This window comes from Pseudoalteromonas sp. OFAV1 (genome assembly GCF_021532595.1).
Lineage (GTDB): Bacteria > Pseudomonadota > Gammaproteobacteria > Enterobacterales > Alteromonadaceae > Pseudoalteromonas > Pseudoalteromonas lipolytica_C.
Map to the genome: position 1 here is coordinate 131,114 of NZ_JAKGBG010000002.1, position 24,983 is coordinate 156,096.

General features: G+C 39.8%; 26 protein-coding genes. 10 read left to right on the top strand and 16 right to left on the bottom strand.

Annotation, left to right across the window (positions count from 1 at the left end):
• Window positions 1-205: 205 nt before the first annotated feature.
• Both dnaK and dnaJ read left to right on the top strand, forming a co-directional pair.
• Window positions 206-2,125: a molecular chaperone DnaK gene (gene dnaK, locus L1267_RS01730; protein WP_235381943.1), complete on the top strand. Its 1,920-nt coding sequence runs from the start codon at window positions 206-208 to the stop codon at window positions 2,123-2,125.
• A 183-nt stretch (window positions 2,126-2,308) separates the two neighbouring features.
• Window positions 2,309-3,445 (top strand): molecular chaperone DnaJ, encoded by a 1,137-nt coding sequence (gene dnaJ / locus L1267_RS01735; protein WP_135926597.1) that lies wholly within the window; start codon window positions 2,309-2,311, stop codon window positions 3,443-3,445.
• Between the two features lie 75 nt (window positions 3,446-3,520).
• Here the strand turns inward: dnaJ and L1267_RS01740 are convergent, their stop codons facing one another.
• The 3 genes from L1267_RS01740 to L1267_RS01750 form a co-directional block, all read right to left on the bottom strand.
• Window positions 3,521-4,651 (bottom strand): HlyD family secretion protein, encoded by a 1,131-nt coding sequence (locus L1267_RS01740; protein WP_235381944.1) that lies wholly within the window; start codon window positions 4,649-4,651, stop codon window positions 3,521-3,523.
• Between the two features lie 3 nt (window positions 4,652-4,654).
• Entirely contained in the window at window positions 4,655-4,999 is a 345-nt protein-coding gene (locus tag L1267_RS01745; RefSeq protein WP_135926599.1) for a DUF3302 domain-containing protein, read from the bottom strand.
• A gap of 76 nt (window positions 5,000-5,075) precedes the next feature.
• Window positions 5,076-5,312: a hypothetical protein gene (locus L1267_RS01750; RefSeq protein WP_235381945.1), complete on the bottom strand. Its 237-nt coding sequence runs from the start codon at window positions 5,310-5,312 to the stop codon at window positions 5,076-5,078.
• 154 nt (window positions 5,313-5,466) lie between these two features.
• On the opposite strand from L1267_RS01750, the gene ybaK reads away from it, so the two are divergent.
• The 3 genes from ybaK to L1267_RS01765 all read left to right on the top strand — a co-directional run bounded on the left by ybaK (window position 5,467) and on the right by L1267_RS01765 (window position 8,405).
• Window positions 5,467-5,928 (top strand): Cys-tRNA(Pro) deacylase, encoded by a 462-nt coding sequence (gene ybaK / locus L1267_RS01755; RefSeq protein ID WP_235381947.1) that lies wholly within the window; start codon window positions 5,467-5,469, stop codon window positions 5,926-5,928.
• A 119-nt stretch (window positions 5,929-6,047) separates the two neighbouring features.
• Window positions 6,048-6,530 carry a DUF3015 domain-containing protein gene (locus tag L1267_RS01760; protein ID WP_135926601.1) on the top strand — a complete coding sequence of 161 codons (483 nt, stop codon included), beginning with the start codon at window positions 6,048-6,050 and terminating at the stop codon, window positions 6,528-6,530.
• Between the two features lie 33 nt (window positions 6,531-6,563).
• Window positions 6,564-8,405 carry an Lnb N-terminal periplasmic domain-containing protein gene (locus tag L1267_RS01765; protein ID WP_235381949.1) on the top strand — a complete coding sequence of 614 codons (1,842 nt, stop codon included), beginning with the start codon at window positions 6,564-6,566 and terminating at the stop codon, window positions 8,403-8,405.
• On the opposite strand, the gene L1267_RS01770 is transcribed toward L1267_RS01765, so the two are convergent.
• The 3 genes from L1267_RS01770 to L1267_RS01780 all read right to left on the bottom strand — a co-directional run bounded on the left by L1267_RS01770 (window position 8,402) and on the right by L1267_RS01780 (window position 10,557).
• On the bottom strand, window positions 8,402-9,658 hold the full coding sequence (locus L1267_RS01770) for a Y-family DNA polymerase (RefSeq protein WP_235381951.1): 1,257 nt from the start codon (window positions 9,656-9,658) through the stop codon (window positions 8,402-8,404). The genes L1267_RS01765 and L1267_RS01770 overlap by 4 nt on opposite strands.
• On the bottom strand, window positions 9,646-10,059 hold the full coding sequence (locus tag L1267_RS01775) for a LexA family protein (protein ID WP_054552219.1): 414 nt from the start codon (window positions 10,057-10,059) through the stop codon (window positions 9,646-9,648). The genes L1267_RS01770 and L1267_RS01775 overlap by 13 nt, the downstream gene beginning before the upstream one ends.
• A 63-nt stretch (window positions 10,060-10,122) precedes the next feature.
• Window positions 10,123-10,557: a MarR family winged helix-turn-helix transcriptional regulator gene (locus tag L1267_RS01780; RefSeq protein ID WP_235381953.1), complete on the bottom strand. Its 435-nt coding sequence runs from the start codon at window positions 10,555-10,557 to the stop codon at window positions 10,123-10,125.
• A 112-nt stretch (window positions 10,558-10,669) separates the two neighbouring features.
• On the opposite strand from L1267_RS01780, the gene L1267_RS01785 reads away from it, so the two are divergent.
• The 5 genes from L1267_RS01785 to L1267_RS01805 all read left to right on the top strand — a co-directional run bounded on the left by L1267_RS01785 (window position 10,670) and on the right by L1267_RS01805 (window position 16,246).
• The gene (locus L1267_RS01785; protein ID WP_235381954.1) at window positions 10,670-11,443 is read left to right on the top strand and encodes a siderophore-interacting protein; all 774 of its coding nucleotides are present in this window, start codon (window positions 10,670-10,672) and stop codon (window positions 11,441-11,443) included.
• A gap of 67 nt (window positions 11,444-11,510) precedes the next feature.
• Window positions 11,511-12,506 (top strand): LLM class flavin-dependent oxidoreductase, encoded by a 996-nt coding sequence (locus L1267_RS01790; RefSeq protein ID WP_235381955.1) that lies wholly within the window; start codon window positions 11,511-11,513, stop codon window positions 12,504-12,506.
• Between the two features lie 173 nt (window positions 12,507-12,679).
• Window positions 12,680-13,636 carry a patatin-like phospholipase family protein gene (locus L1267_RS01795; RefSeq protein WP_235381956.1) on the top strand — a complete coding sequence of 319 codons (957 nt, stop codon included), beginning with the start codon at window positions 12,680-12,682 and terminating at the stop codon, window positions 13,634-13,636.
• A gap of 120 nt (window positions 13,637-13,756) precedes the next feature.
• Entirely contained in the window at window positions 13,757-15,166 is a 1,410-nt protein-coding gene (locus tag L1267_RS01800; RefSeq protein WP_235381957.1) for an alanine/glycine:cation symporter family protein, read from the top strand.
• A 30-nt stretch (window positions 15,167-15,196) separates the two neighbouring features.
• Window positions 15,197-16,246, top strand: coding sequence for a patatin-like phospholipase family protein (locus tag L1267_RS01805; RefSeq protein ID WP_235381958.1), 1,050 nt, complete (start codon window positions 15,197-15,199; stop codon window positions 16,244-16,246).
• Here L1267_RS01805 and L1267_RS01810 read toward each other — a convergent pair.
• The 10 genes from L1267_RS01810 to L1267_RS01855 all read right to left on the bottom strand — a co-directional run bounded on the left by L1267_RS01810 (window position 16,239) and on the right by L1267_RS01855 (window position 24,964).
• A complete protein-coding gene (locus tag L1267_RS01810; protein ID WP_235381959.1) occupies window positions 16,239-17,798 on the bottom strand; it encodes a methyl-accepting chemotaxis protein in 1,560 nt (519 codons plus the stop codon). The two genes, L1267_RS01805 and L1267_RS01810, sit on opposite strands and share 8 nt — an antisense overlap.
• Before the next feature lie 397 nt (window positions 17,799-18,195).
• Window positions 18,196-18,510, bottom strand: coding sequence for a hypothetical protein (locus L1267_RS01815; protein ID WP_235381960.1), 315 nt, complete (start codon window positions 18,508-18,510; stop codon window positions 18,196-18,198).
• 733 nt (window positions 18,511-19,243) lie between these two features.
• Window positions 19,244-19,669, bottom strand: coding sequence for a hypothetical protein (locus tag L1267_RS01820; protein WP_235381961.1), 426 nt, complete (start codon window positions 19,667-19,669; stop codon window positions 19,244-19,246).
• 37 nt (window positions 19,670-19,706) lie between these two features.
• On the bottom strand, window positions 19,707-20,240 hold the full coding sequence (locus L1267_RS01825; RefSeq protein WP_235381962.1) for a hypothetical protein: 534 nt from the start codon (window positions 20,238-20,240) through the stop codon (window positions 19,707-19,709).
• Between the two features lie 103 nt (window positions 20,241-20,343).
• Window positions 20,344-20,754: a hypothetical protein gene (locus L1267_RS01830; protein ID WP_235381963.1), complete on the bottom strand. Its 411-nt coding sequence runs from the start codon at window positions 20,752-20,754 to the stop codon at window positions 20,344-20,346.
• Window positions 20,755-21,097: 343 nt separating this feature from the next.
• On the bottom strand, window positions 21,098-22,309 hold the full coding sequence (locus L1267_RS01835) for a zonular occludens toxin domain-containing protein (RefSeq protein WP_235381964.1): 1,212 nt from the start codon (window positions 22,307-22,309) through the stop codon (window positions 21,098-21,100).
• 2 nt (window positions 22,310-22,311) lie between these two features.
• Window positions 22,312-22,653, bottom strand: coding sequence for a DUF5455 family protein (locus L1267_RS01840; protein ID WP_135926615.1), 342 nt, complete (start codon window positions 22,651-22,653; stop codon window positions 22,312-22,314).
• 11 nt (window positions 22,654-22,664) lie between these two features.
• Window positions 22,665-24,086: a hypothetical protein gene (locus L1267_RS01845; RefSeq protein ID WP_235381966.1), complete on the bottom strand. Its 1,422-nt coding sequence runs from the start codon at window positions 24,084-24,086 to the stop codon at window positions 22,665-22,667.
• Window positions 24,087-24,141: 55 nt separating this feature from the next.
• Window positions 24,142-24,378 carry a hypothetical protein gene (locus L1267_RS01850; protein ID WP_235381967.1) on the bottom strand — a complete coding sequence of 79 codons (237 nt, stop codon included), beginning with the start codon at window positions 24,376-24,378 and terminating at the stop codon, window positions 24,142-24,144.
• A gap of 268 nt (window positions 24,379-24,646) precedes the next feature.
• Complete coding sequence (locus tag L1267_RS01855) at window positions 24,647-24,964, bottom strand: hypothetical protein (RefSeq protein WP_235381968.1); 318 nt, start codon at window positions 24,962-24,964, stop codon at window positions 24,647-24,649.
• Between the last annotated feature and the right edge of the window lie 19 nt (window positions 24,965-24,983).

Here is a 24,983-nt window from a genome sequence, read left to right on the forward strand (position 1 = left end):
TATAGCACAGCTAAAGTCATCAGACCAGTTTGTTTGTATTACTAGAAGTGTTAAAAAACCTCTCTTTTTGAGGAAAAAATACCCATTTGGAAAATATTTCAAAAAAAAGTAAATTTTTTTCATTTTTACAGTTGAATTCAGTTTCCTGCACCCCTATTTACTAGTCATCGAACGTTTTAACGAATTTTGAAGTTGGAGAAGATTCATGGGTAGAATTATTGGAATCGATTTAGGTACTACTAACTCTTGTGTAGCAGTACTAGACGGTGATAAAGCACGCGTTATCGAAAACGCGGAAGGCGATCGCACAACACCATCGATCATTGCATACACGCAAGACGGTGAAACATTAGTTGGTCAACCTGCAAAACGCCAAGCAGTAACTAACCCAACTAACACATTATTTGCCATCAAGCGTCTAATTGGTCGTCGTTTTGAAGACGAAGAAGTACAACGCGATATCGGTATCATGCCTTTTAAAATTGTAAAAGCTGATAACGGTGATGCATGGGTTGAAGCGCGTGGCGAAAAACGTGCTGCACCACAAATTTCAGCAGAAGTGCTGAAGAAAATGAAGAAAACAGCAGAAGACTTCTTAGGTGAGCCAGTAACAGAAGCAGTAATCACAGTACCTGCTTATTTCAATGACTCACAACGTCAAGCTACTAAAGATGCTGGTCGTATTGCTGGTCTTGAAGTTAAACGTATCATCAATGAGCCAACAGCCGCTGCACTTGCATACGGTATGGACAAAAACAAAGGTGAAAACGTTGTTGCTGTTTACGACTTAGGTGGTGGTACTTTCGATATCTCTATCATCGAAATTGACGAAGTAGAAGGCGAGCACACGTTTGAAGTTCTTGCAACTAACGGTGACACTCACTTAGGTGGTGAAGACTTCGATAACCGTGTTATCAACTACTTAGTTGAAGAGTTCAAGAAAGATCAAGGTATCGACCTTAAGAACGACCCACTTGCAATGCAACGTGTTAAAGAAGCTGCTGAAAAAGCGAAGATTGAACTGTCTTCTGCACAGCAAACAGAAGTTAACTTACCGTACGTGACTGCTGACGCAACTGGTCCTAAGCACATGAACGTTAAAGTTACTCGTGCAAAACTTGAGTCACTTGTTGAAGACTTAGTAACTAAGTCAATCGAGCCACTTAAGCGTGCACTAGCTGATGCTGATTTATCAGTAAGCGACGTAAATGACATCATCCTTGTTGGTGGTCAAACTCGTATGCCTCTAGTACAAAAAACAGTTGCTGAGTTCTTTGGTAAAGAGCCACGTAAAGATGTTAACCCAGATGAAGCCGTTGCAGTAGGTGCAGCGATTCAAGGTGGTGTACTAGCTGGTGACGTTAAAGACGTACTACTACTTGACGTATCTCCGTTATCACTAGGTATCGAGACTATGGGTCAAGTAATGACAGCACTAATTGAGAAAAACACGACGATTCCTACTAAGAAATCGCAAGTATTCTCAACAGCTGAAGACAACCAATCAGCGGTAACGATTCACGTACTACAAGGTGAGCGTAAGCGTGCAAGCGATAACAAATCTCTAGGTCAATTTAACCTAGAAGGTATCCGCCCAGCGCAACGTGGTACACCACAAATCGAAGTAACATTCGACGTAGACGCGGACGGTATCTTACACGTATCTGCTAAAGATAAAGATACAGGTAAAGAGCAGAAGATCACGATTCAAGCTTCTTCAGGTCTAAGTGATGAAGAAGTAGAAAAAATGGTTCGTGATGCTGAAGCACACGCTGAAGAAGATAAAAAATTCGAAGAGCTAGTAGCTACACGTAACCAAGCTGATGCAATGGTTCACGGTACACGTAAGCAAATCGAAGAAGCGGGTGATGCATTACCAGCAGAAGATAAAGAAGCAATCGAAGCTGCCCTTACTGAGCTAGAAGCGGCGATTAAGAGTGAAAAGAAAGAAGAGATTGAAGCGAAAACACAAGCTCTTGCTGAAAAATCACAAAAGCTAATGGAAATTGCGCAAGCGAAAGCACAACAACAAGGTAGTGCTGATGCAGGTGCACAGCAATCTTCTGCAAAACAAGACGACGATGTTGTTGATGCAGAGTTCGAAGAAGTGAAAGACGACAAGTAATTGCTCGTTTCGCTTCTGCCTAACGCGATAATGGCTGCTTTGTTTAGCCAATTAAGTTAGGATGAAATGATTGAGGCGCGCCAGCGATTTCGCTTGACGCGCCTTTTGCATGTATATGATCGGTAAAGTCGTTCGACTTACCTTACGCAGTGTAACTGCAGTAAAAAGAGTAGTGTGATAGATATGTCAAAAAGCGATTATTATGAAGTTCTCGGCGTGAGCAAAGATGCCAGCGAACGAGACATAAAAAAAGCGTATAAGCGCTTAGCGATGAAATATCATCCAGACCGTACCGCAGGTGATAAAGACCTTGAAACTAAATTCAAGGAAGTAAAAGATGCCTATGAAGTACTAACTGATCCACAAAAACGTCAGATGTATGATCAATACGGCCATGCAGCCTTTGAACAAGGTGGTGGTGGTCATGGCGGTGGCTTCGGCGGCGGTCATGGTGATTTTGGCGATATTTTTGGTGATGTGTTTGGAGATATCTTTGGTGGCGGTGGTCGTCGACAATCGCGCCAACAACGTGGGTCTGACTTACGTTACAACATGGACTTAAGCCTGGAAGAGGCGGTTCGTGGTAAAGATGTTGAAATTAAAGTGCCAACTTGGGTTAGCTGTAAACCATGTGACGGTAGCGGTGCAAAAGCGGGTTCTAAACCAAAAACCTGTACTACTTGTCACGGTGCTGGCCAAGTACAAATGCGCCAAGGTTTCTTCGCGGTTCAGCAAACATGTCCTACGTGTCAGGGCACAGGTCAAATTATTTCTGACCCATGTGACAGCTGTCATGGTCAAGGTCGCGTAGAAAAAACGAAGACCTTATCAGTTAAGATCCCAGCAGGTGTTGATACAGGTGACCGTATTCGCTTATCAGGTGAAGGTGAAGCGGGGATGCATGGCGCACCGGCAGGTGACTTATATGTACAAGTGTCAGTACGTGAGCACCCAATCTTCCAACGTGATGGTAACAATCTGTACTGTGAAGTACCTATTGGCTTTACAACAGCTGCACTGGGTGGCGAAATTGAAGTACCAACTTTGGATGGTCGCGCAAAACTGAAGATCCCTTCAGAAAGCCAAACAGGCAAAATGTTCCGTATGCGTGGTAAAGGCGTTAAGTCTGTTCGTAGCGGCGCACAAGGCGACTTAATCTGTAAAGTGGTTATTGAAACACCGGTGAACTTAAATGACCGTCAACGTGAATTGCTTGAAGAGCTTGAGCAAAGCATGGGTAAAGATGGGTCTAAAAACCGTCCAAAAGAAAAAGGTTTCTTTGACGGTGTGAAGAAATTCTTCGATGATCTAACTAAGTAACTCCTAGTTAAGTAACTTGAGTTAGATAGTAAAAAGGCGCTAATCAGCGCCTTTTTTTACGCTTCGATTTTGAGTTTAGTGATCTAAGAATAAGTAGTTTTGCCAGCTTTTCATTCTGATCAACACCTTACGCATCACAGAAACATGTTCAAAATGTTCTGAATAAACAGCTACTTCAGTGCTTGTTCCTTGTGGCAGATGATATTCACTCATGTCGTCAGTGATTTTTAAAGTAACAATTGCGCGGCCTTGACGGGCAAAAAATTCAGTGCCCATCAGTGTTCCTTGTGCTTGTACTTGTCCCTCACCAATTGCGGGTAACACATCGATTACTTCGCCAGCGAAGGTTTTGCCTGGAATTGCTTTAAAGATAAAGTCAGCTTTATAACCAGGTTCGAGTCTTAATAATGAATTTTGTCGAAATGCCGCAACATAAACAGTGTCTTCTTTATGCACAAAGGTCATCACTGGTCGCAGTGGCATAGGCACGGCAATCATCCCCGGACGTAATGTCAGTTGTGTGACATAGCCGTCGGTGGGTGCATGCACGCTAGTGCTGTCTAAGTTAAATTGGGCTTGCTCTAAATTAGCGCGAGCAGCGGCTATTTTTGTTTGTTCGCCGTTAATTTCTGACTCAAATGCTAGTTTCTGACGTAACTCTTCGGCTTGTACTGCTTCGTAACTTGCTTTTGCCGCTAAATACACCCCTAATTTATTATCAACTTGACCTTTTGAATAGGCGCCGCTTTTTGCGCCTTTTTCATAGCGTTCGTATTCTTTCTTACTACGGTCATATTCAGCTTTAGCCATCAGCGCACTGGCTTGTGCTGATTTATAGGCAGCTTCTAAACCAAGTACCGATTGTTTTGCATCTTGTAAAGCTGCAATAGCTTGATTTAGTTTTGCTCGATATAAGGTGTCGTCTAGGCGAAACAATAAGTCGCCCTTTTTAACTGGTTGATTCGGCTTTACCGCAACTTCTTCTACTGTACCACGCACATTTGGCACAATCGGCGTTGTAACATACGCACTACTCGCCATATTTGAATGTGGGTGGTTATAGTTCATTAATAGAATTAATGCGCCGATCAGTACTACACCACCAAGAACAGCGGTTGGTACTGTCCATTTGTTAAGGGGGATTTTAAAGAGTTTGAAGATGCCAATGCACAATGCGGTATATGTAAGTATTAATAACAAATCCATATTCTATTTCTCTTTATTATTCGATTGAGCATTAATTTGTGCTTGTAGTGCTGCCACTGTGGCTGTCAGGCTAGCCACTTTCTCAGCTAAGTCTTCTTGTTCCTTTTGAATTTGGTTAAAACCCCAGCCGCGGTCATCACGCCACAAGGTGGCCCAAACCCATAAAAATGGCCATAGTACGTGTAGGGTAAATAGGCTAACCCAGCCTGCATAATGGATGGCATCTTGGTGGGGGTGATTACGTTTTTTGGCAATTTCGTAGGGAATATCGTGAATGGCTATCACACCATAAAATATTACGACGGTCACAAACACTAGCATGGCTAGTGCAAAGTAGTCTAAAAACATGTAGTTTCCTTTCCTTAACTAATACTGAATTCATAATACGTTATATTTTTTTAATTCCTAGTGGGTATTTTCAGATTCAGTTTAGTACTACGTAGTAATCATTTTCAGCTAGGCATCGGCATAATATGACATCGTCCTTAAAGGTTGTTTCTTGGATCTGACCTTTTTCTATTCCTAGTGTTTCGCATTTACTTTGGCAATCTATAAACGCGGTCCATGCTACGTATTCATTACAAACAAAATTAATTGAATACAAGAGTGTGATGATGATAAAACATTGTTTCGCCAAATAGAGACTAATGTGTTTTGACATAGTTGCCACGCTTTATCTATTGCTCATACTTTTAGTGTAGCTTATCAGTGTGGTTTTTCGGGATATTTACTATGCAAAGCCTTTATTTTCTTACTATCCCAAGTGCCCAAAGCTTTGATAAAGTTCAGGCGCTTTTTTGTTAAAGGAACTTTTAATGACACCTGCAATCAATTTATTAAAAAACAAAGGTATTTTTTATGATGTGCTGAGTTATCATCACGATCCTGCACATACCCAATTTGGCCTTGAAGCGGTTGAAAAGCTTAACTTGCCCGCTGAGCAAGTGTTTAAAACTTTAGTCCTTGAAGATGCCGAACAACAGCTTTTGGTTGCAGTAGTCCCTGTGAGTCAACAGGTAAATATGAAGATGCTTGCTAAGGCAGCAAAAGTAAAGAAAGTAACTATGGCCCCTCAGCACAAAGTAGAAAACACAACTGGTTATATTTTGGGGGGAGTCAGTCCGCTTGGCCAAAAGAAGCGTTTACCTACTTTTATTCATCAATCTGCAATAAATTTCGATACTATCTATGTCTCAGCCGGTAAGCGAGGCCTTGAAATTGCGCTTAAGCCCCATGACTTGTGTAGTCTATTAAATGCTAGATTGGTTGATTTTTGAACATTTAATGTAACTAATTTTACTTTTTTTTAAAAAAGAGTTTGTCCTTAATCTGAATCTAGCTAAGCTAATAATGCGTTATTAATTCGAATAACGATTTATCTTAAAGGATTCAGGATATGAAAAAAATTATTGCTATTTCTGCACTTTCTCTACTTCCACTTTCAAATGCAATGGCTGATCAAGACATCGGTTGTGGTTTAGGTTCAATGTTATTTGCTGGTCAACAAGGTAAAGTTGTTAAAGTTCTTGGTGCAACGACAAATGGTATTTCAGGTAACCAAACATTTGGTATTACATTTGGTACTTTAGGCTGTAACGGTAATGGTACAGTGACAGCTTCAACTAAAGTTGCGACATTCATTGATGGCAATATGGAACAACTTGCACGTGATATGTCACGTGGCGAAGGTGAAACTCTTGATACGCTTGCTGAAGTATGGGGCGTTCAAGCGCAAGATAAAGCAGCATTTAATAAGTTAGTACAGACACAGTTTACTAACGTATTCACATCAGAAAATGTGACATCTCAATTAGTTTTAGAGAACCTTAATACGCTTGTTGCTAGCGATGCGCAACTTGCTACTTACACACTATCTTAATCTAGCGTGTACTTTTTAAATATAAAGCCCTTAATGGGCTTTTATTCTATTATGCGTGGTATTTTACTTTCTTCTTGTTTGTTATTCAGCTGTTTAGCATATTCAACAACACCGACACTCGAAATAGCTCATCATCCTTATTGGCTTAAGCTGGGTCATTATAATCAGCCTTTTCTTTCTATGTATGAAAGTGAAGTGGATAGCTCAGAATTTTTCTTTTCTGAGGTGGGAAAAACAGACCCTCATGCAGAGCTTTTAGCGACTATAGCGGCGTTTAAAAGCGATGATGATAACCAAGCAAAGTGCCGTTTTCCTGCTCGCTATAACTGGCTAAAAGAACATTTCTTTACAAATTGGCCTGCACTTTCTTGCCCTGAAATTGAAACATGGCAACAGCTTATCAACCCAAAAGGTATGACTCTAGTCTTCCCGACCGCGTTTATGAATGATCCGTCCTCGATGTTTGGTCATACTCTATTACGTATTGATGCGAAGGACCAAACCCGCAGTAGAGAGCTCATCGCTTTTGCTGTTAACTTTGCTGCAGAGCCTGATGTTACTGATAATGCCGCTTTATATGCTTTAAAAGGTATTATTGGTCAATATCCAGGTAAGTTCACTTTAATGCCGTATTATCGCAAAGTCCGTGAATATAATGACTTAGAATCTCGTGATATATGGGAATATAAACTCTCATTATCTGATCAAGAAATTCAGCGTGTGTTATTACATTTATGGGAAATGCAGTGGGCCACGTTTGATTATTTTTTTGTTGATGAAAACTGCTCGTATCAGCTGTTAGCATTACTGCAACTTGCACGAGATGATTTGTCTTTAACTGCTCCATTTTCTTCGCATGCGATCCCATCAGATACGGTTGCAGCTCTTAAGCAACATGGATTATTACAGACGCCTCGATACCGTGCTGCTTCAGGCACTAAATTGATCAATTATGAAAGCCAACTCACAGAGCAGCAGGTTTACCTTGCTCGTTTACTGCGTGATGGAGTAGCGCTAGATGAATTATCGCTCGCACCTGAGCAGGCTGTGCCTGTCCTTGAGATGGCGTATGAGTGGTTAAATTACCAATATTATGATCAAGGATTAGCACGTGATGCAATTGCTCCTCGATTAACAAAGCTGTTGCATCAACGCAGTCAATTCCATGTGGTTTCGCCTTTCAAGCCTGCGCCAAAGCCTCGAGTGAGTCCTGATAATGGTCATGGCTCTAGTCGTGTTGGTGTAATATTTAATGATTATGAGCATACCGCTAGTCGGTTTGGTTTAACATATCGTGTTGCTTATCATGATTTACTTGATAATCCCGGTGGTTTTATTCCTGGTGCGCAAATTAGTTTTTTTGACTTAGAGGTAAACCAAGGTAGTAACGAGAATCTTCATCTCGAGCGTTTGCTTTTAATTGATGCAATGTCATTAGCACCTGACAATGGCTTATTTAATTCTTGGTCATGGAATGTTCGTGCTGGGTTTGACCGTCAACCAACACAGACGAAGCGAGAAGGTCGTCTGTTTTTACAAGGCGGCTATGGCAAGTCTTTTGGTGATGCATCACACTTGCAAAGTTATTTGCTTGGCTCATCAGTTGTTCAATCAGGTGATTTGATAGATTCTGTGTCGTTTGGGCTAGGAAGCGAAGCAGGTGTTATTTGGCAAGTTACCGATTCACAAAAGCTTGCTTTGAGTGGTCAGGCTTTTTGGCTGATGAATGAACCAAGTGTTGACTATCAGCTAACGTTTTCTGCTCATTGGCAAATAGCGTTGGCTCAGAATTGGGGGCTTAGAAGCTCAGCTATTTATCAAGATTGGCAACGTTCTGAACAGCAATTTAAATTGCAGCTTTTCCATTACTTTTAGCAGTGTATTTTTGGTAGGTTATGCCAGCGAGTAGTGTAGTGCGGTGATAAATACTCTCGCTTCATATGCCAACGAGTGGTTGTGGTTTCGCTTGCAAGGGCAAGCGTACCAACACCGTAACGAGCATTTATTTTGTCTAAACATTTCATTAGGCTTGGGTTATCGATAGGTGCTTGAAATAAATCAGGTTGCTGAAACATTTGGCTCGATAACTCTAGCGCACCGATACCACATTTGTAAAAGGGTACGCCGGGTTTATATAAGTGTTTAAAGACTTCGCTGATAGCGTTAGCAAATACACGGCTGTCGGCTGTGGCAACACTAAACTCATAAATATAGGACTTTTTATAATAGCCATCTTGATGAGGTGAGCTGGCGACAAACATTAATAAACGTTGTGTGAGTGACCCTTGTGTGCGTAACTTACGGGCAACAATAACGGCGTGATTAATAAGTGCGGTTTTTAGCGCTGTGGCATCGGTGATACGTTCCCCAAAACTACGGGTCGAAAATATCTCTTTTTTATCTTGGCGCACGTCATCCCATGCTAAACAGCTTTTACCACGTAACTCGTTTACTGTACGCTCGAGTACAATACTGAACAGGCGTTTCATTTTTCGAGGCTCTTGTTCGGCTAAATCAAAAGCAGTATTGATATTCATCGCTTTGAGCTTTTTAGCTAAGCGTCGACCAACCCCCCAAACATCTTGTATGTCCATGGCTTTTAAAATGGCTATTCGTGACGCTTCTGAATCAATCACTGCTACGCCATCAAAGCCCGATAGTTTTTTTGCTGCATGATTGGCGGCTTTGGCAAGGGTTGCCGTTGGGCCAAAACCTACTCCAACAGGCAGTTTTGTTTCGCGCCATACGGTACGGCGAATATGATGACCATAACTATGCCAATCATTAACAAGCTTGTTGAAACCTGTAAAGTTTAAAAACGACTCATCAATAGAGTATATGTGCTGATTATCGCAAAAGCGGCCAATCACGTTCATCATCCGTTCGCTTAAATCCGCATACAGCTCATAGTTAGATGAGCGGATCACCACTTGGTTATCTTCGAGTAACTGTTTTACCTGAAAATAGGGCTGAAACTTTGGAATAGCTAGCTTTCGTGCAATAGGACACACAGCACAAATACAGCCATCATTGTTGGTGAGTACCACTACAGGTTTACTGCGAATAGCTGGATCAAATACTTTTTCGGCACTGGCATAAAAGGCCACCGCATCGACTAAGGCGTACATGCTAATAGCTCTTTACTACTGCGATGTAAGCGAATTGAGCGGGTGACCACGCCTTCTAATTGAAATTCATCAGATTGACGTAGTTGCACTGCAGGGTATTTAGGCGAGGCTGATAATAACTGTGCATTGTGTTTATCTAGTAGTTTACAAACAAATAAACCATTTAGATTCGCCACGATGACATCGCCATTTTTAACGTCTTCGGCGCGATCAACCAGTAATAAGTCACCATCAAAAATCCCCACACCTTGCATTGATTCGCCAGAGGCAATACCAATAAAGGTTGCATCAGGGTGTTTAATCAACAGCTGATCTAATGATAGGCCAAGCTCTTTGTATTGTGCTGCTGGTGATTCAAAACCACACACGCCAGCTTCGATATAAATAGGAATAACGCGCATAACAAAACCACTATACTGTATGTTTGTACAGTATAGTGGTTTATGGTTATCTTGCCAATAAGATCACGGCGTGTTGTGATTGATATTTTCGATCATGGTTGTGGCAATAGCGATAAAATCACGTACTTGCTGATCAGTTAAGCCTTGGCAAAGTTTGGCATCAACCTCTTGCTCAGCGACTTCTAAGCGCGAGAACAGAGCGTTACCTTGTTCAGTAAACGATAAAATTAAACAGCGCTTATCATTTTCGTCAGCACATTTAGAAACCAGTTCAAGTTTTATAAGCTCTTTTAATAAGCGTGCTATTTGTGCTTTATCTCGACCCGTTTTGGCAACAATATCATTCGCGGTACAGTGCTGTGTTTCGGCAATAATATGTAAGCAGCGGACATGTAGTGCATTAAGACCCAGCTCGTTGGCGTTAATGGCTTTGCGTACAGTGACGCGATAACTTTGTGCCAGTGTAAATAAAGCAGAAGAAAGAGAGGTTTGTGGCATGGTTCACCTAAATTAAGCTAGTTGGCATTAGTTGACAAAGTCAATCAAAAGCGTATAGTTGACTATATCAACTATTTGGGCGTTGTGCAATTTAACCAGCTAGGAGACCAACATGGCTAGAAAAGTTCGTCGTGCAAACGTAATAAGTACTACACGTATTTCCCCACATCTACAAAGGATTGTCGTTGGCTCAGACGAGTTTGCCGATTTTCCACAAGACGCAAAAGGTGCGTACGTAAAGGTACTACTTCCTCATGCCGGTGAATCTAAGGTTGAACTTGATTTACACGCTGAACACCCAGCATTAATGCGCTCTTACACGATTCGCGAAATTAACCCTACTAACGGTGCAATTACCCTCGACTTTGTGGTTAACCAACATCAAGGTGTGGCAACTAACTGGGCACAAAATGCGAGAGTTGGCGACGAGGTGGGTATTGCAGGCCCGGGCCCTAAAAAACTCACAGACTTCACGCAAACACATTATTTAATGCTGGCAGATTTAACCTCTGTAAATGCAATCAATGGCTATTTACAAGCGCTGCCGCAAGATGCCACTGTCGATGTCATTATTCATGTTGCTGATAAAGCCGACATCATTGAGCTTGAACAAATTAAAGCACACACTCAACATAGTGTTGAATGGCTAGTTACAGATGAACCAGAAACAGATTTACTCGACCAAGTAACACGCTTATGTGCAGGTTATAACACGCAACCAATGGTGTTTATGGCACTAGAAGCAAGCTTGGTAAAAGTAATTCGCCGTTTAGTAACAAGCAGTTTTGAAATTAACCGTGAGCACATTGTTGCATCTGCCTATTGGAAGCATGGAATTGATGCCGATGGCCTAAAGGTGGAAAAACAGCAACAAAGCCGTGCCTAATTAGCATTTGAAAAATAGCTATTCGCTCTCATTAACTAACTATAAAGAGTTAAATTTTGGAGAGTGGATGTCAGACCTTACAAATACACCTTTTTCATTGCTTGAATTAAGCCCAATGAAAGAGCACGAAACAGTTTCGCAAACACTCGCTAACAGTGTTACCTATGCGCAAACAGCTGATAAGCTTGGCTTTAATCGGTTTTGGATGGCAGAGCACCATAATATGCGTGGTATTGTGTGTGCAGCCACCTCAGTACTGATCGGCCATATAGCAGGTAAAACTCAGAATATCCGCGTAGGTGCGGGTGGGGTGATGCTACCTAACCATCCACCGCTGGTGGTCGCTGAGCAATTTGGCACCCTTGAAAGCTTATATCCGGGAAGGATTGATTTAGGGCTAGGCCGTGCTCCTGGTAGTGATCCAATTACCAGCCGCGCACTGCGCAGAGACGAGCAAAGGGCAGAACACTTTGCAAATGAAGTGACAGAGCTGCAAGGTTTACTTGGCCCATATAAAGGTGACTCTCCAGTACGCGCAATCCCAGGTGAAAACACTAATGTACCAATCTGGTTACTAGGCTCAAGCCTTTATAGTGCACAGCTTGCAGCTAAAAAAGGCTTGCCATATGCATTTGCAGGGCATTTTGCACCGCGCTTTGTTGAAGAGGCCATTGCATTGTATCGCAAAGAATTTCAACCATCTGACGTGTTAGATAAGCCATATGTGATGCTTGGCTTACCTGTTGTTGCAGCAGACACAGACGAACAAGCACAGTTTTTAGCAACCACAGCAAAACAACGTATTTTGGCACTTATGCGTGGCAAGCCACTTTGGCTAAAAGAGCCAGTTCAAACTATGGAAGGGTTATGGACAGCACAAGAAAAAATGCAAGTAGAGAGCTTTTTAGGGCTTTCAGTTGTTGGCGGTCAAGCGAGCGTTAAGCATAAGTTGAGTATGATTAAACAAACGCTACAGGTTGATGAGTTTATTTTTACTAATGACCTGTATGAATTGAGTGACAGGCAGCATGCGCTGGAAATACTAGCAGGTATTATGAAATAAACAGCTATTGCACTACTTGAGCGCGTGATTAGTCGATTACGCGCCTTTAAAAAAACTTGTTACTTATTTAATAAACGGTTTTTTAGATTGAATTGATTTAATTATTCCGTTTTAAGGATTGGATTTAACTTAATACAATACATTTATTAATCATAACCCTAGGAAGGTGCACCGTGAAATCTCAAAAAATTGCCGCAGTAGAGCCACAAACAAAAACAGCATTAATCGCTGAGGGTGGTGGGCAACGTGGGATTTTTACCGCAGGTGTACTCGATGCATGGTTAGAAAATAATTACGATCCATTCGATTTATTCATTGGTACATCAGCTGGTTCACAAAATTTAACGAGTTATTTAGCGCGTCAAAAGGGCTACGCAAAGCGTTTAATTAGAGGTCTTTCGCGCCATAAGCGTTTCTTTCAACTTGGCCGAGGTCTTATCGGAAAAAGCATCGTTGATCTTGATTGGTATTTTGAAAAAACCAAAGAAGTAAACCGTGCCCTTGATTTTAAAACCGCGACTCAAAGTTTAGGTAATCGCGAACTGTTGATCACAACCACAAATGCAGCAGATCGTAAACCGTATTATTTGAGCCCAAATGGAGAAGATACGCAATGGTTAGCACTGTTAAAGGCATCAAGCGCTTTACCGTTTTTGTATAAAGATGGTGTGAACTTAACGCCTTGGGTGACAACCAAAGCGGCTAATGATGCTATTATTCAAAGTTCGAATACTGATTTAGTTCATGATATGTATTTAGATGGCGGCTTAGCAGCACCTTTGCCAGTTAAAGAAGCTTATAATCGTGGTGCACGGGACATTGTAGTAATTCGTACCGTTGACCAAGATTTTCAAATTCAGTCGGAGTGGGTGAATAAATTTAAATCATTTGTTCGCGTTTCTGGCTATTGCCCTAAAACAATCGATTACTTAGTTCAGCATGAACAAGCTTATCAAGACGAACTCGACTTTATCGCTAACCCACCAAGTGATGCGCGGATCACGCAAATTTTTGCAGGTGATAAACTACGCAGTAAGTTGCTGGGTAGTACAGATTCAGATCTGCGCTTTGATCACAAATTAGGCTTAGCGGCAGGTCGTGCCTTTTTACAGCAGCAACTGCTAAATTAGTCGGTAGCATGCACAGTTAATTAATCCCATTGCCTACTTGAGATATTCGTAAATAAAGTTAAAGTGGTTAGCTATTCACTTTTTGTGATTTTTTATCTAAAAGAACAATAAAGGCTTGCCATGTTTAACACTGCGGTATCGACAATAAATGGCCTTCTCTGGGGAGAAGGCCAAATTCTTATTTATATTCTACTGTTTGCTGGAATTTGGTTTTCGGTACGCTTAAAAGCAATTCAATTGGTTAAGTTTCGCCATATGTTTAGCTTGTTAAAGTCGAGTAGCAGCACCGATAAAAACTCAATCAGTTCATTTCAAGCTTTATGTACTGGCCTTTCTGCACGAGTAGGCACAGGAAACCTTGCAGGCGTTGCCGTAGCAATTTCGTTAGGTGGCAGTGGCGCAATATTTTGGATGTGGGTCATTGCCATTTTGGGCATGGCCACTGGCTTTGCAGAAAGCGTACTCGGGCAAGTGTATAAAGTCAGGGATGCCAACGGTGAGTTTAGGGGCGGGCCTGCTTATTATATCCAGCAAGGGCTAGGCAGCAGAGCACTGGCGGTGTGTTTTGCTTTTTGCCTGTTTCTTGGTTATGGCTTTACCTTTAGTGCCATGCAAACAAATACCATAACTGATGCCCTCAATTACGCATTCGAAATTCCAACATTGTATTCAGGTATTGTGATCACAATACTGGCAGGCTCAATTATTTTAGGTGGCTTTAAAGCTATAGCCCGTTTTGCTGAACGTATCGTGCCAGTGATGGGGATTTTATTTGTTCTAGCCGCCATCATAATTACTTTACTAAATATCGGCAAAGTCCCTGCCATGATTGAAGATATTTTACTGTCGGCTTTTGGTTTACAAGAAGCAGGCGCAGGAGCTATGGGCGCAGCAATTAAAAATGGTATTCAGCGCGGGCTTTATTCGAATGAAGCGGGTGCCGGTAGTGTGCCACACGCATCAGGCTGTGCATCACCAGTACCCAATCACCCGGTCACTCAAGGCTACATTCAAATGCTAGGGGTGTTTTTCGACACTACTGTGCTGTGTAGTTGTACAGCCGTCATTATTCTATTAGCTGATATTGATATAAGCGGCGAAATGGAAGGAATACGTTTAACTCAATCTGCGATGACAGCACACATGGCCGCTGGTGGCATTTACTTTGTAGCGGCTGCGATTTGTTTATTTGCGTTTACTTCAGTGGTTGCAAACTATGCCTATGCAGAGAGTAACCTGCATTTATTTAAGCTAGATAATAAACTTGGTCGAGGTATTTATACCAGTTTATATTTATCAATGATGATTTGGGGCGCCTCGGCGACCATTAAACAAGTATGGGATCTCGCTGATATAGCACTTGGCCTAATGACAGTGGTGAACGTTATCGCTATCATACGCTTAACGCCAACTATCTTATCTGTTACTAAAGACTACCATAGTCAACGAGAAGCAGGACAAGAGCCTAGTTTTGATTCTGAAAAAGTAAAAGTACAAGGACAAACGGAACTGGGCATTTGGCGAAAATAACCGAAAACAATAACCAAAAAGCAGTTGCACATGATAGATATTTACGCAGGCCCAAGCGCAGCAAAAGCGATTGAAGAACAAGGAATGACACCAGACCTATTTAGCACATTTTTAGGGGCGAGTGGTGGTCCAAAATGGTTTACATTATTTGGTCTTGATAAATATTTGTTTGGTGAGTTTTTTAAAGAGCGAAACACAACATTAAACTTATTAGGGTCAAGCGCTGGCGCATTTAGAGCTGCGTGTTTTGCTCAAAATGACCCCGTTGCAGCAATATCGCGATTAGCAAAGTCATACTCTGAAACACGTTATTCATCAAATAAAGCAAAGCCTGAAGAAATAACGACAAAAGCACGAGAGTTATTAAGCACTGTTTTTGCTGAAAATGGCATTAAAGAAATCATAGATAACCCCGTTTTTAAAGCCCACTTTATTGTTGCAAAATCGAATGGGTTTGTAGCCTCAGAAAACAAACTGATGCAGTTAATGGGTTTATCTAAAAGTTACTTAGCAAATAGGTTAAACAGACGCTTTTTAAACAAACAGTATGAGCGTTATGTGTTTCAACCTTCAGATAGCCAGTTATCATTTTCAGATAACAATACCTTCAATACCCATACTATTGAGCTAAGCGAAGATAATTTAGCAGATGCTTTACTTGCTTCAGGCTCTATTCCGTTAGTGATGCAAGGTATTAAAAATATAACAGGAACACCACCAGGGATGTATCGTGATGGTGGTATCATCGATTATCACTTTGATTTAAATATTCATAATGATGGGCTTATCTTGTATCCGCACTTTAATAACAAACCAAAAGCAGGGTGGTTTGATAAAAGCTTAAAGCGCGGAATTACACCAAAAAACTATGACAAAGTGGTTATGATCACCCCATCTGCTGAGTTTGTTGCATCATTACCTTATGGCAAGATCCCCGATAGAACTGACTTCACCGAACTCGATGCTGACACACGTATTAAATACTGGCGACAAGTGCTCAGTGAAACAGAGCGCCTTGGCGAGGCCTTCGATAAGCTTTGTGAGCACCCTATAGAGCCAAAAATTCAAATTATTACTTAAACTGATTAATAAGCGCTGTTTGTTCATTAACCTTGTTCAATAATGCTGCACAGAGTTGTTGCGAAGTATGGCCAAGCTCAGTGCATTCAAGAGTAAATTCTTGTGCTGAGGTTATGTTTGTTGCAATCAGTTGACTTGCTGTTAGTTGCTCAGTCATTGCGTGTGCAATAATGCTGTTAAGTTCACTCAGTTTCACTGATTGTGCTTTGATATGCGCTAAGCTATCACCACTTTGATGAGCAAGTTCAACACTTTTAGCTGACAAAGCAAGGCCATCAGACATTGCATGCTGTACTTGTTGCGAAGCCTCAGTTAAATGATTGAGGACAGTTTTAATTTCTTCTGTTGATTGTTGAGTCCGATAGGCAAGGGCACGTACTTCACCTGCGACAACAGCAAATCCGCGTCCATGTTCACCTGCTCTTGCTGCTTCAATTGCAGCATTAAGGGCTAATAAATTTGTTTGATCAGCAATTGCATTAATCTCATTCAAAATTGCAACAATATGTTTATTTCCCTCAATAAGGTCGACCACCTGTTCACTTGCAATGTGTAATTTTTTGTCTAATTCACTAATTGAATCAATAGTTTGGTGAACAGAAGTTACTCCTTGTTCTGTTGATTTTTTAGATGCTTCAGCAGCTTGAGTAGACGCTGTAGTACTCGATGAAAGTTCGTTTATTGAAGCAGTCATTTGCTCTGTAGCAACAACAATTTGCGCAACTTCATCAGTTTGTTTGGTCAAAAGTTCTGTTACAGCTAACCCAGAATCAGCACATTGCTGGGCATTGTTATTTACACCCATGGTCACATCGTTAACTCGACCAACAACAGCTTTTAACTTTGCTTGTTGCATTTCAAGAGCTAAGTGTAAAAAACCAATTTCATCATTACTACCAGAATATAAATAAGCCATGAGAGGGTTATCGTAAATACTTTTTGCTTTTTGTATGAGCGCTTTATATTTCATTCGCCAAAAAAACAAACCTAGATTTATTGAAACTAAACTGGCAAGTAATAATAAAGATACTGCAGAAAATCCACTTGTAAATAAAAGCACAAAAGAAAGAATTAAAGTTAAAAATAAAGACCATGATAAATATAAAGTTGAATCAAAAGGCTGTTTCAGTGCTTTTGAGTTAGAAACCTTATTAATTTTTTCGTATTCTTCAGTTGCTCTAGCTAAAACGTCATCATTAAGTTTTGTACGTACAGATTGGTATTCTACAGTTTGGCCGCTCGCGTCTTTGATGGGGGTAACAAATGCATTAACCCAATAATAATTACCATCTTTACAACGATTCTTAACAGGGCCCATCCAAGATCTACCGTTATGTAGGTGTTGCCATAAATCAGCAAATGCAAGTTTAGGCATGTCACAGTGGCGTACTAGGTTATGGGGCTGATTAACCATTTCAGCTAATGTAAAACCTGAAATATTACAAAACTCTTGGTTTGCATATGTTATGTAACTATCTAAATCGGTAGTTGAAAGCAAAATGTCAGAATCTGAAAATTTAACTTCTTTATTGTTTGTTTTATCAATTTTCACGTTTAAATTATCCAAATCAGAAATAGAGGAGGTATTTGTACAAGAAACTACACTAAGATTTGAGATTTTAATTAATTACTAAAAACTCAATTTAAAGCAAGTTGTTGAATTTAATTACATAATGTAGCGGTAAATTGATTCGAAAGAAGTAGGAAATTTCTCATTTGTTGAATTATTTAGATTAATATAAATCACACAACATTAAAAAATTACAAATTTAAAAATGGTTTATTAAAATTAAAGGTGTCAAACGTGTTTAAGTAAATTTTGGCTTTATTTAAAGTTGAATTTTGGAATTTTTGGTAGATTAAATGACTAGAATTTAAATGCTCAGAGATGGTTATTTAACTACACCAACAAGAGCCGTTGGTGTAGCAAGATTAATTATATTTAAATACTAGCGGTTATGTAACCTTGGTTCATCCTGACATGGAATGCCATCAAAATTTTTATTTAAATTTGTATCAGGGCAGTTACGCATAAAAAAAACAGCTTCTTCTAGAGAGTTCATTTGACTGCAGTATTTCCTACCATCACATGTATAGATAGGTTCTTGTGAAATATCAGTTTGTCTTTTATGCGTATATTTATTTTGAATTGGCTCAATGATTTGCTGCTGTATTGTGTCGACAGCAGAAGTTTCCCCGTAATTATTTGCATAGAATGCCCAAGCTCCAAAAGCAATTACAATTAGTAAGAAAATTTTTCTCATATGAGCTCCTGTTGAAGATACTAAAAAATGGATAGTAATATTTATAAAATCGAGATTAAGGTTGTAATACATATTAAAAGCAAACGACTGAGTTTTTAATGGGTATTCGCTGAAAATTAGAAAATCTGAAATATCTTAGAATTCGGAAATATATACTTTTATTTATAGCAAGTATTAAAATCAATAAAACTTTAAAAACAGGGTGATAAATCAGAAAGATAAAAGGTTGGAAATTTATAAAATATGAAATTTCTTATAGTATTTATTTTGGATTTGATCTTTGTTTATACATTACTATCATGATTTATATAACCAATCTTTTAAGAGGATTGGTGAAATTTTGAAAGCTTCGCTGACATTTAGCGCTATTTTTGTAGCATTTTTAAAGCTGTATTACTTTAAAAAAACTCAATACAGTGTAATAAACAGCAAAGAAACTTGATTGCACAGCAAAGGCATTCTTATCTGAACTTATGCGAGATAATAGATTGCTTAAAATTTAGTTTTTAAAGGGTTGATAAAGACATAGCTATTTCATCTATGAACACAGATGAAATGATTAACACATTAAAAATGTAGATGATGTTGATTGCTTGGTTGATGGAATAATTATACTTAAAAATTAAAATGCCAATAACATCCCATAAATTGCGGTACGTAAAAATAAAGAAAAGGGCGGAAAGCCCTTTTTTATTAGTTAGTTATTAATACTGTCAATATTGACAGTTTGGCATCAGTTAGATTTTTTATCTAGCCAATCACCACGTAAGTGAATATCCGTTGTTCCAGTGCTAGGTCGTTTAGCTGCTCTGGCACAAGCACCATCCATCATTGATTTATTACGATCAGATTGTAACTGTTGATATTCATTTCGCCAGAAATCACAAATTTCATTATTTGTTCTTTGAGCATTGTTAATTGCTTGTTGTTTTGCGGCCTGTTCAGCTTGGCGTTTTCTGAGTTGGCGCTGAGATTCTTCTAACTGTAATTTTGCACGAACTGCTTCTGCTTTAGCATCACGTTCGGCTTGATTGGCAATTGCTTGTGCTTCTTTGGCTAGTAGGTGTGCTCGATAGAGATAGTAACTTTCCATAGCTGCGAAGATAGAGATGCCAGTAAGAGTAAGACAAAAATACAGTTTTATATAATTGATATTCATAACTAATCCTTTAGCTTTCTAAAATTAATAATAAACCTTAAGCAAGGTCAGAAGATGAGGTGTAATTCTTATTATAGATACAAGTATATTCAATTTTAATTTTAAACATTCTAATAGTATCGATAACTGATTGATTCTTAATGAAGTCAACATCATATTTTGATACGGGGAAAGAAAGAAGCTGAATGCTTGAATTAGGAGTCAATGAAAGATTATCTGCGATATATAAATATTGACATAAATCATTCCTATCGACCCCCATGGCATCTATCAATTCCCTAATAGAATTCCTAGATTTAAATGAAAAGTATTTTTGGTTGAATTCTATGTCAATAGAGTTAATAAAAGCTGTACCAGAGCCATTATTTAAAATTAAAATTCGAGGTGTATCACCGACGATAGTGACAGTGTTGATTGCTATATGGGGCTTAACAGATAAAATGTTATGTTTTCTAGATAAATAGGCTTGCCAAAAAGTTGTTACTAGTGCAAGTACGGCAATAATCAAACTACTTAAAGCTATAATGTCACCTGAAGTAAAGTTACCAAAAAGCTGGTTTGCTTGCTGCATCTTTTGAATTTCTATCATGTTGAAATGAAAAAAGGGCGTTGCCCTTTTGAGGATATCCTTAAAGTTATTTATTTTAAGTTATAGCTATTGAGTAAAGGCCAAATCAACTTCCAGTCTTATTGGCAATTTCACCTATAATATCTAATAATTGACTTTGTAAATCAAATAAATATTTGTCTTGTACTTTTGTTTCAGATTTAAGCTTTTTGTACATGCTTTCATGTTCCTTTGCTGACCATTTGTAGCGGTGTACGAATTGTACATCCGATGGTTTTACTTTACCCCACGGTGTTGTCATAATATTGTTGTGATATGAAATGCTACATTCTGCCCACGGGCCAGAATCAGGTAAGTACCCGCGATACATTATCCAAATGAGTTTTTCGACTGGTTTGCTCGCCTTGTTAGCTTTTAAATATCTCCTTACTTGGCGTTCACTTACTCCGAGTTCTTTAGCGCCTTTAGCGTAGTCATAACCGAATAGCGTAACGAACTGCAATTTAAAGTTGCTCATTGTGATTTACTCCTTTTTGTTAAAATCACAATGCACACTCGGTATCGGTGTAAGTGGTTTCGCTCCCCCCCTATTAGTTTTTGAGGGGAGGGTATTTGCCTTGGCTGCTGTAATGTCGTTAACTCAGCTTGGTTTATCAGAAGGCAATCAACTTTTTTTGAATACAAACTGATACTTACAGTGCGTTTAGCATCACTATTGAATTGATATCCGACCATAATAAACCGTCTATAAATTGGAAACAGATTCTCGATGAACTGCTGATTTTCTGGAATGTTTGACATGGCTACGCCATGCCGCCAAGCCCAAAGTCAGCCGCGGCAAGCGCTGGCGTGACTTTGGGCTAATTGGCGGCTAGTAAGTCTTGGTTTTGTGAATTTTCTTGCTTAGCCGCTGAATAGGACTCGACCCGATAAGGCAAGCAATGAAGAGTATATTCAGAGTCCATATACTTAACTTTTGCAGTACAGGCTGATACAACATTTACAACCGCATCTATTGAGCTTGGGTAAAATGGTGTGCCATTTTTTTCAAAGCAATATGTTGAGTTTTGCTTGGTTGATATGACTGAGCAGGTGATATACACACCATCAAGAATATCGGGTAATTGTTGAGGTGAATTTGCTTGCTGCTTTGGTGTATCGCTACTGGCCTTTGCTGTTGATGTTGATTCAGTTGAATTTGCACCAGAGGGATAAAATAAATAAGTGAGATAACCAACAAGCGCAAAAAGGGCGAGTTTATGCCATGTTTTAAGTATAGGGTCTTTGTCTTTTGCGGCTTTTTTTTGTTCAATAACTTCGTTTACGCGGTCTTTGACTAAATACCATTTCTTAAGTTGTTCAGTTGGCACCATTGAATACATGGCGCGCATATCAACTAAACGACCGTCTTTAGCTGTCATTACATCAGGTAAAAATTTCTGTGCGGTGTTATACCAGGCATGTGTCCAATCTTTAATATAGAATTGATAACCGTGAGCTTTACGTGTTTTTGATTTACCATCATAGAAACGGGCAACAGAAAATTTAGGTATATGGAGCGCTGAAAATACACGTTGAACAACCGCATTGATAAAGCCAAAACCAAAGTAGTTAACACCAGATTTAACAGACACTAGTTGGTCAATCGTCGTATCTCGTAATTGTTTATCAACACCTTCAAAGTCTTGACCTATGAGCACTAAATCCCAACCGTATTTACCCATTTGAACAAACCAAGATACGATAGCTAAACGGTCTTTATCTTTGAAAGAACGTGAGTTCAAGTGTGTTAATAATTCATCGATAACAACTAAACCATTTTTCGATTCATCATAGTTTGAATCGCTTTGCTCAAGTTCTTCGTAACCAACACCCAGTGCATGCAAATCTTCACTGCGTGGGTGGTCGGGTAATCTGATAACATGAGGATTTTGAACGGGCATTTTATCGAGAAATAAATCAAGATTTGTTGCGACTTTTCGACCACGTTTAAGGTAATCGTTAATTAAGTCGACAGCGTATTTTGTTTTGCCAGAGCGTTTTACGCCCTCTATAAATTTACCAGATGCCATAATTAAGCCTTAAGTCGAGAACGTAAAACACCAATCGTAAAATAAAACACCATTTGTGCAGCTTTAGCTGATACAACAACAGTTGCGCAGGTAATGGCATTGTTAGGAACAAGGGATAAACCTGCTAATGAAAATGAGTTGTTAGGTAAGGAGCGAAGTAAACCCGAAAACTCATTGTTTAATGTCGATACAAATGCAACAAGGGCAGCGGTATAGACAGTTATAAAAATTGTACCGATAACGACTTTACGGCCATATTTGGCTAAGAGTGTGGTTATAATTGAAGAAATACCCGCGGCTAAGCCTGCGAGTATGGCGGGAATTGCTGCTAAAATTGCGGGCATAAATCACCTATTTAAATGCTAGAAAATGCACGGAAAGATTGAGACGAAATGTTCAATAGCGCGATGGCTGTGAACGTCCAAATAAGCCACTCAACAAGTGGTTTAAAATAAGTTTCGTATGGCTCACAGTGTTGTGAAACAGTAATCGTTTTAGGGTCACCAGCTACAGAAACATCAAGTGTGAAAGGTTGGCAGCTGCCTGTAAATCCTGCAAAATTTTGGCTCACAAATGATTTAAATTTGCCCGTTAAGGTGGTTACTTCTGGGGCTATTTTTACATCTTCTTCCATCCAATCTTGAAGTTCTTGGTCTAAATCGGATAGTTCAGATTCGATATCTTGTTCACACAAATCACCAATACAGTCAGGTTGTTCGCCACCGTCATCTTGAAGAACATCTAAAATTTCAGAAGTATTATCTGATATATCTTGTAGGTGATTATTACTATCACCTTGACCGGATATAAGCTCTTCAACTGCGGATAGTAAATCCGATAGCAAGCCGTTAGATTCGTCTAGGCCATCAACCAAATTATTGTTAATTGCATCTAAGTTATCGTTAGATTGATTTAACGCATCAATAATTTCTGTTTGGTCTGTATTGTCTGTCGGGTCTGGCTCATCAGGGTCTGTTGGGTCATCAGGGTCTGTTGGGTCATCAGGGTCTGTTGGGTCATCAGGGTCTGTTGGGTCGTCAGGGTCTGTTGGGTCGTCAGGGTCTGTTGGGTCAGTCGGGTCTACTTGAGTACAAGCAACAGGTTCTTGGGAACCATAAGACGCAGGCATACGATAGCCGCCGTTTGAATCGGACTCGATAGAACATTGTGAACCATCCGGATTATTAAAACAGACTGTTCGTTGTTGGCCTGTACCAAATACAAACGGGTCATTTTCGGTTGGTGCAGGGCAATCAGGGTCTGGCTCTGGTTCGGGTTCTTCATCATCCAAAGGTTTGGCGCACATAAAAGTTGGGTCTTCTTGAGGTGTGGGATTTTTAGGTACGGCAATTCTATATAAGGGTGCATTGTCAGGTGGACAGCTATAAAACAACTCTTCACTAATTTTTGAACCAACAAAAGAGCCAGATGCCTTTTTAGTCTCACCTTTTCCGAATGTGCCACAGTCACCATAACGACAAAGTGTGTATGAATACTCATAATAGTTGGAGGACGTCCAAATAATAGCGCCCGCATTAGCATAAAAACCTGATGATAAGTGAGTATCGATTGTTGATTGAATTTTTGGTGTCCAAATTGATTGGCATGCAGCAATATCATCAGATTCTGAAGAAACAACAGGGGCATCAGAAGTTATTCCACATCTAAATTTATAAATAGCCTCTAATTTAGGGTTTTTTAAATCTGTTAAATCTGGCTGCTCTGAATAGACAAAAAAAGCGCTTGTAAGCGCCAATATAAATATTAGTATTCGCATAGTCGCGCCTATAAATTGGGAAAGGTGGAGACAAGCCCCACCAATTTAGGAGAGGTTAGCCCCCGTTAGCGCCTTTAGAGATAAAGCGACCAAGCAGAGAGAAACCGATAGATGATGCAAGAACAACAGCAAGCACTGCAAAACCAGCCTGAACTGCAGTACTCACATCACCAAGTACCTCAGTTTGAATTGCTGTTACGGTTGCTTCATCTAATGCAGCATGAGCGCTAGAGCTTAAAGTAGCTACAGCAGTTACGAAAGTTGCTATCACAGCAGCTTGTAGTTTTTTCATAGGAGTATTCCTTTTATATTTAATGTGAACGTGACGCTTTTTTAAATATTTCCGCCACGAAATGAAAAACTTTGCCAGTACAGTAACCTGTTAACCAACAAAGAATTGCTGACCCAATTATCTTGGCGAGTAATGGGTCAATACTATTAACGGTTTCCACTGATGAACCCCGCATAAAATGAACCAAGCATAATGGCTGTAACAATGAGTGTCTGATAATCCATAATGAGATCCTTTATTAATGGGTAAATCTGCGGCATACCGAAAATTACTTAGGCTTACTTTCAGTTGGTAGACTGTGTAAGCGGAAACCTTTCCAATCCATCTGGCGAGCAACGTTTGCACCTTCGTAATACTCGATATTGAGTAAAACAGGTTTTAAGCCCCAGCCGTTCGGGTCTGATTGCATTTGCTCTAAGAGCTTATAAGTGCCGTCTGTGTATTGGTCAGCAGAGACTTTTACAGCCAGAATTTGTGCAGGGTTCTTTGTATGAAGCTTAAACTCTGCGGTTGTTGGGAGTGGCGCACCTTTATCGTCAGTGCGGTTGATTGGTGTTAAATCCGTGATTGCGCCTTCAATATTCATAATAAATTTCCTTAATCAG